The 6,142-nt window shown below is 67.2% G+C and carries 6 protein-coding genes and 1 pseudogene; 1 reads left to right on the top strand and 6 read right to left on the bottom strand.

Annotation, left to right across the window (positions count from 1 at the left end):
* From HC022_RS17250 to HC022_RS17225, 6 genes and pseudogenes are all read right to left on the bottom strand, one after another.
* Positions 1 to 150: pseudogene (locus HC022_RS17250) on the bottom strand (aminoacyl-tRNA hydrolase); the annotation flags it as partial.
* An 81-nt stretch (positions 151 to 231) separates the two neighbouring features.
* Positions 232 to 666 (bottom strand): DMT family transporter, encoded by a 435-nt coding sequence (locus tag HC022_RS17245; RefSeq protein ID WP_008884761.1) that lies wholly within the window; start codon positions 664 to 666, stop codon positions 232 to 234.
* Complete coding sequence (locus tag HC022_RS17240; protein ID WP_167453250.1) at positions 663 to 1,181, bottom strand: GNAT family N-acetyltransferase; 519 nt, start codon at positions 1,179 to 1,181, stop codon at positions 663 to 665. Before HC022_RS17240 ends, HC022_RS17245 begins: the two co-directional genes overlap by 4 nt.
* Positions 1,182 to 1,220: 39 nt before the next feature.
* On the bottom strand, positions 1,221 to 1,646 hold the full coding sequence (locus tag HC022_RS17235) for a universal stress protein (protein WP_008886031.1): 426 nt from the start codon (positions 1,644 to 1,646) through the stop codon (positions 1,221 to 1,223).
* Between the two features lie 12 nt (positions 1,647 to 1,658).
* The gene (locus HC022_RS17230; protein ID WP_167453251.1) at positions 1,659 to 4,286 is read right to left on the bottom strand and encodes a TRAP transporter permease; all 2,628 of its coding nucleotides are present in this window, start codon (positions 4,284 to 4,286) and stop codon (positions 1,659 to 1,661) included.
* Positions 4,287 to 4,405: 119 nt separating this feature from the next.
* Entirely contained in the window at positions 4,406 to 5,374 is a 969-nt protein-coding gene (locus HC022_RS17225; RefSeq protein WP_008886134.1) for a TAXI family TRAP transporter solute-binding subunit, read from the bottom strand.
* Positions 5,375 to 5,497: 123 nt separating this feature from the next.
* On the opposite strand from HC022_RS17225, the gene HC022_RS17220 reads away from it, so the two are divergent.
* Positions 5,498 to 6,142 (top strand): aminotransferase class III-fold pyridoxal phosphate-dependent enzyme (locus tag HC022_RS17220; RefSeq protein WP_167453249.1); only part of this gene is annotated, 645 nt, incomplete at its 3' end.

Genomic DNA, 6,142 nt, shown 5'->3' with positions numbered 1-6,142 from the left:
CCGGCCTTCGCTGACCTCGCCCTGGAAGCGCGTGCGCCACGGGCCGAAGCCGTGATCATCGGCGATCCGGTCCACGGCCATGAAGCCGATGTTGTGGCGGTTCTTGGCGTATTTCCCGCCGGGATTGCCCAGGCCCACGAAAATCTGCACGTGACGTCTCCGAATGCTGCGGTGCTGCCCCCTAGATAGGGCGGAAGGGCCAGGCTTCACAACCTCGCAACGGGCGAAGGCTCAGCCGCGTGCCCCGAAGACCAGTGCCACGCCCGCGACGAGCAGCACCAGCCCGGCGATCTGGGCGGGCGCGATGGAGGTGCCGCGCCAGAGGTCGAATCCGAGCCCGGCCACGACCTGCGAGGCCACCAGCGCCGAGATGGTCAGCGTGGCGCCGACCCGGGCGTAGCCGGTGAGGCTCGCGAAGACGAAGAGCGTGCCAAGGAGCCCCGGCAGCAGGAAGACCCAGAGCCGCCCCTGTGCCAGCCGGGCAAAGGCCTCGGTGCCGTCGGTGGCGAGCGCGGTGATGGTGAGCACGACGAGCCCCACCGCCGAGTTCAGCCAAAGCGCCACCCAGACCGAACCCGAGACCGTGCGCGCCTCGAGCATCAGCGCGTTCTGCAGCACCAGCGCGCTGCCCGCGACCACCAGCAGCAGAAGCGTCGCCCAGATCATTGGGCGTCCTCCGGCGCGGCGCGGTCGTCGAGGCTCAGCTGCATGAAGGTGAGGTCGAGCCAGCGCCCGAACTTGCAACCCACCTGCGGCATCTCGCCGGTGATGCGGAAGCCCATGCGCTCGTGCAGGCGGATCGAGGGGAGATTGCCGCTTTCGATTCCCGCGACCATCATGTGCTTGCCCATGGCCCGAGCGCGTTCAACAAGCTCGGCCATGAGTGCCCCGGCAAGGCCGCGGCCACGGGCGTCGGGGTGGACGTAGACCGAATGCTCGACCGTGTGGCGGTAGCCGTCGAAGGCGCGCCAGTCGCCGAAGCTCGCGTAGCCCGCGACGAAATCGCCGTCGCGGGCGACCAGTACCGGGTAGCCCTGCGCCGTGCGCGCCTGCCACCAGTCGTGCCGGTTGCCGAGATCGACCTCGGTCTCGTTCCAGATCGCGGCGGTGTTGCGCACCGCATCGTTGTAGATCGCGAGGATGCCGGGCAGGTCGTCCTCGGACGCGTCGGTGATGTTCATTCTACGGGGCCCGGAACAGGGGGACGACGGGGAAGGCGCTCAGCGGATCACCAGCACCGATTGCGGTGCGTGGCGGACGACGCGGGCGGCGTTGGGGCCGACGAGGTAGTCGCTCAGTGCCGGGCGGTTGGCGCCGACCACGATGGCATCGGCGCCGACCTCTTTCGCGGCCTTGATGATCTCGTGGTAGATCGTGCCCTGCGTGACGTGCAGCGAGCCGCGCACCTCGGACGGGATCGCCTCGGCGGCCCAGCTCTCGAGCTTCTCTCGGGCCTCGCTGCGGATCCGGTGCTCCTGTTCGGGGCCAAGATAGGAGCCCACCATCGCCATCCCCGATCCGGGAATGACGTTCACCACGTGCAGGGTCGCGCCCTCGCATTGCGCCATGCGCACCGCAGCCTCGGCGACATGGCCGCTTTCGGGCAGGTCGTTCATGTCGACTGCCAGCAGGATGGTCCGGAACATCGTCTCTCCTCCTCAGAAGGCCGGTTGCGTGGCGCGCGGGCGCTGGATCAGCACGATCCCCGCCAGCAGCAGCAGCGCCGGGATGAAGAACCATTCCTTCGCGAAGCGGTCGTTCTCCACCTCGACCGCCGAGACCACCACCGGATCGTCGCCGTAATAGTCGTACTCGGGCCCGATCTGTTCGAAGAACGGCGTGCCGGGGAAGGGCTCTTCCAGCAGCAGGGTATCGCCTTCGGGCATCACCGTCAGCCCCTGCGCGTCAAGCGCCGCGGTGGCGTCGCCCGAGACCGCCGGCAGCACCACGGTGGTCGGCCGCATCTCGCCGGTGTCGAAATCCGGACCCACGATCTGCAGGCGGATCTCGGTGCCGTCGGGCTCCTCGGCCATGAGCTCGAGCGCGGCGGGGCCGCTGGCAGTGACGTAGGGCTCTTCCACGAGGTCGAGCCAGAAGCCGGGGCGGAACAGCGTGAAGGCGATCAGCAGCAGCACGGCGGTTTCCCAGAGCCGCGACTTGGCGATGAAGTAGCCCTGCGTCGCGGCGGCGAAAAGCAGCATCGCCAGGAGCGCCACGAAGAAGATGAACACCGCGTGCAGGAAGGTCACGTCGATGAGCAGCAGGTCGGTGTTGAAGATGAACAGGAACGGCAGCAGCGCGGTGCGGATGTCATAGGCAAAGCCCTGCAGGCCGGTCTTGATCGGGTCCCCGCGCGAAATTGCCGCCGCGGCGTAGGCCGCGAGGCCCACCGGTGGCGTGTCGTCGGCGAGGATGCCGAAGTAGAAGACGAACATGTGCACCGCGATCAGTGGCACCACGAGCCCCGCCTGCGCGCCGACGCTGATGATCACCGGCGCCATCAGCGACGAGACCACGATGTAGTTGGCCGTGGTGGGCAGGCCCATGCCGAGGATCAGCGACAGGATCGCCACGAGGATCAGCAGCACCATCAGGTTGCCGCCCGAGATCACCTCGATCACCGTGCCGATGACCTGGTGCGCGCCGGTGAGGCTTATCGTGCCCACGATGATGCCCGCAGCACCCGTCGCGACGCCGATGCCGATCATGTTGCGCGCGCCAAGGATCAGGCCCTGGATGAAATCGCCCCAGCCGGCGCGGGCTTCGGCGCCCACGTCATGACCGCGGAAGGCGGCCTTGATCGGGCGGTGAGTGAGCGCGATCACGATCATGAAGATCGTGGCCCAGAAGGCCGAGAGCGCGGGCGACAGCCGGTCCAGCGTGTCGGTGCGGACCATCAGGTTCCACACCAGGATGAAGATCGGGATCGCGAAGTAGAGCCCGCCAATCAGCGTGGGCGTCAGCCGCGGCGCCTTGGGCGGCGCGTCGGGGTCGGTGTCCTCGGCGATTTCGGGCATGCTGGCCGCGATCTTCAGCAGCACGATGTAGAGCACCGCGACCAGCGCCACGGCCACGTAGATCGATCCGCCCATGATCGGGTCGAGGATCATTCGCAGCCCGATCATCAGGAAGGTCAGGATGCCGAGCACGATGAAGCCCGACAGGAACAGGATCGCGATCATCAGAACGCCGATCTTGCGGCCGGGCTTCTCGAGCCCCTTGAGCCCCATTTTCAGGCTCTCGAGGTGCACGATGTAGAGCAGCGCGATGTAGCTGATCACCGCCGGAAGGAAGGCGTGTTTGACGACGTCGATGTAGGGGATGTTGACGTATTCGACCATCAGGAAGGCCGCGGCGCCCATGACTGGTGGGGTCAGCTGGCCATTGGTCGAGGAGGCGACCTCGACGGCACCGGCCTTTTCCGCCGGGAAGCCGATGCGCTTCATCAGCGGGATGGTGAAGGTGCCGGTGGTCACGGTGTTGGCGATGGACGAGCCCGAGATCATGCCGGTGAGCATCGAGCTCAGGACCGAGGCCTTGGCCGGCCCCCCGCGCAGCGCGCCGAGCAGCGCGATGGCGACCTGAATGAACCAGTTGCCACCGCCGGCGCGGTCGAGAATGGCGCCGAACAGCACAAAGAGAAAGATCATCGTGGTCGAGACGCCGAGCGCCACGCCGAACACGCCCTCGGTCTGCATCCAGTAGTGCCCGAGCGCCTTTGACAGCGATGCACCGCCGTAGTTGGTGATGTTGCGCGCCCATTCCGAGTAGCCGCCGAAGAAGGCGAAGGCGATGAAGAGGCAGGCGATCACCACCAGCGGCAGCCCGAGCGAGCGCCAGACGGCGATCATCAGCACCACCATGCCGATGGCGGACATGACGATGTCCGAGGTCGACCAGAGCCCGGGGCGGGTGGCGATCTCGTTGCGGAAGACCACGAGGTAGAGGCAGGAGGCCACGCCCAGCACCACCAGCACCCAGTCATAGGCTGGGATGCGGTCGCGCGGCGCAGTCTTGGTCAGCGGGAAGGCCAGCGTCGCGAGCCCGATAGCAAAGGCCAGGTGGATGAAGCGCGCCTGGGTGACGACGTTGGCGAAGAACGAGACACCCGTCGCTTGGGCGAGCATGCCGGGGATGCGCGAGGCGATGTAGAGCTGGAACAGCGACCAGGCGATGCAGGTGCCCAGGATGAGCGTGCCCTGCCAGTTCGCCGGGTTGCGCGCCCCGGTATCGGCCTCGGCCACCATGTCGTCGGCTGTGCGTTCCGTAGACGGCTGATCCACCATCGCCGTGTCCCCCATGTGCTGAATTATCTTTATTTTTATCAGGTTGCCCGGGTTCTGTCATGAGCGGGGCAGGCTCGGTGGAAGGCGCCGCGCGGGCGCCTTCCGGGCGCGGGGCGCCGTTACTCGATCAGGCCGAGCTCACGATAGGCCTTTTCCGCACCGGGGTGCAGCGGGGCCGAAAGACCGTCGGCGACCATTTCCTCGGCCTTGAGGTTGGCGAAGGCCGGGTGCAGCTGGCGGAAGTCGTCGAGGTTCTCCATCACCGCCTTGGCCAGCACGTAGACCGCGTCCTCGGAGACGTCGGCCGAGGTCACCAGCGTCGCGCCGACGCCGAAGGTGGTGACGTCCTCGTCGTTGCCGGCATACATGCCGCCCGGGATGGTCGCGGTGCGGTAGTAGGGGTTCTCCTCGATGAGCTTGTCGATGACCGGGCCGGTCACGTTGACGAGGCTCACGTCGCAGGTGGTCGCGGCTTCCTGGATGGCGGCGGCCGGGTGGCCCACCACGTAGACCATGGCGTCGATGTTGCCGTCGCAGAGCTGCTGCGACATTTCCGAGCCCTTGTATTCGGTGGCGAGCGCGAAATCGTCCATGGTCATGCCGTACTCGGCCATCAGCACCTCGGTGGTGGCGCGCAGGCCCGAGCCGGCGTTGCCCACGTTGAAGCGCTTGCCCTTGAGGTCCTCGAAGCTCTCGATGCCGGCATCGGCACGGGCGATGAGGGTGAAGGGCTCGGGGTGGACCGAGAACACTGCACGGATGTCGGGGAAGGCGGCGTCGCCCTCGAACTGCGAGGTGCCGTTATAGGCGTGGTACTGCCAGTCGGACTGGGCCACGCCGAATTCCATCTCGCCGGCCTTGATGGTGTTGATGTTGTAGACCGAACCCCCGGTGGATTCGACGGCGCAGCGGATGCCGTGCTCCTTGCGGTCCTTGTTCACCAGCCGGCAGATCGCGCCGCCGGTGGGGTAGTAGACGCCGGTCACGCCGCCGGTGCCTATGGAGATGAAGGTCTGGTCCTGGGCGCTTGCGGCGGCACCGGCCACCAGTGCGCCGGACAGCATCGCGCCGAACAGAGTCTTGTTCATCAGATCGTTCTCCCTGTGATCTTGAATGAATTCATGGTGATGATACTGCCCGGAAGTGCGCGCGGATGCAAACCGCTCGGAACGGTTTCATGATCGCCGCACAGCAACCCCGAGGATACGCCCGTGTCACATGTCTTTCCGCGCCATACCCGCTCTTTGCCGCCAGTCGTCGCACGGGGGGAGGGCGTCTATCTCTACGACACCACCGGCAAGGCCTATCTCGACGGTTCCGGCGGGGCCGCGGTCTCGTGCCTTGGCCACGGCGACGCCAAAGTCGTCGCCGCGATGAAGGCGCAGCTCGACACGGTGGCCTTCGCGCATACGGGCTTTTTCACCTCCGAGCCCGCCGAGCGGCTGGCCGACCGGCTGGTGTCGCTGGCGCCCGAGGGGCTTGACCGGGTCTACGTGGTCGCGGGCGGCTCCGAGGCGATGGAGGCCGCGATCAAGCTGGCGCGGCAGTACCATCTCGAGAAGGGCGAGACCGGGCGGGTCAACATCATCGCCCGCCGCCAGAGCTACCACGGCAACACGCTGGGCGTGCTCGCCACCGGCGGCAACGCCTGGCGCCGGGCGCCCTTCGCGCCGCTTCTCATCGACGTGCACCACGTCTCGCCCTGCTACGCCTACCGCGGCATGGAACCTGGCGAGACCGAGGAGCAATACGGCGCGCGCCTTGCCGCCGAGCTCGAGACCATGGTGCAGGACCTCGGGCCCGAGACCGTCATGGCCTTCGTCGCCGAGCCGGTGGTGGGCGCCACCCTCGGCGCG

It is taken from the genome of Salipiger sp. HF18 (assembly GCF_011806505.1).
Taxonomy (GTDB): Bacteria; Pseudomonadota; Alphaproteobacteria; order Rhodobacterales; family Rhodobacteraceae; genus Salipiger; species Salipiger thiooxidans.
Note: the sequence above shows the minus strand (reverse complement) of the source record. Positions and strands in the feature narration are given on the sequence as shown.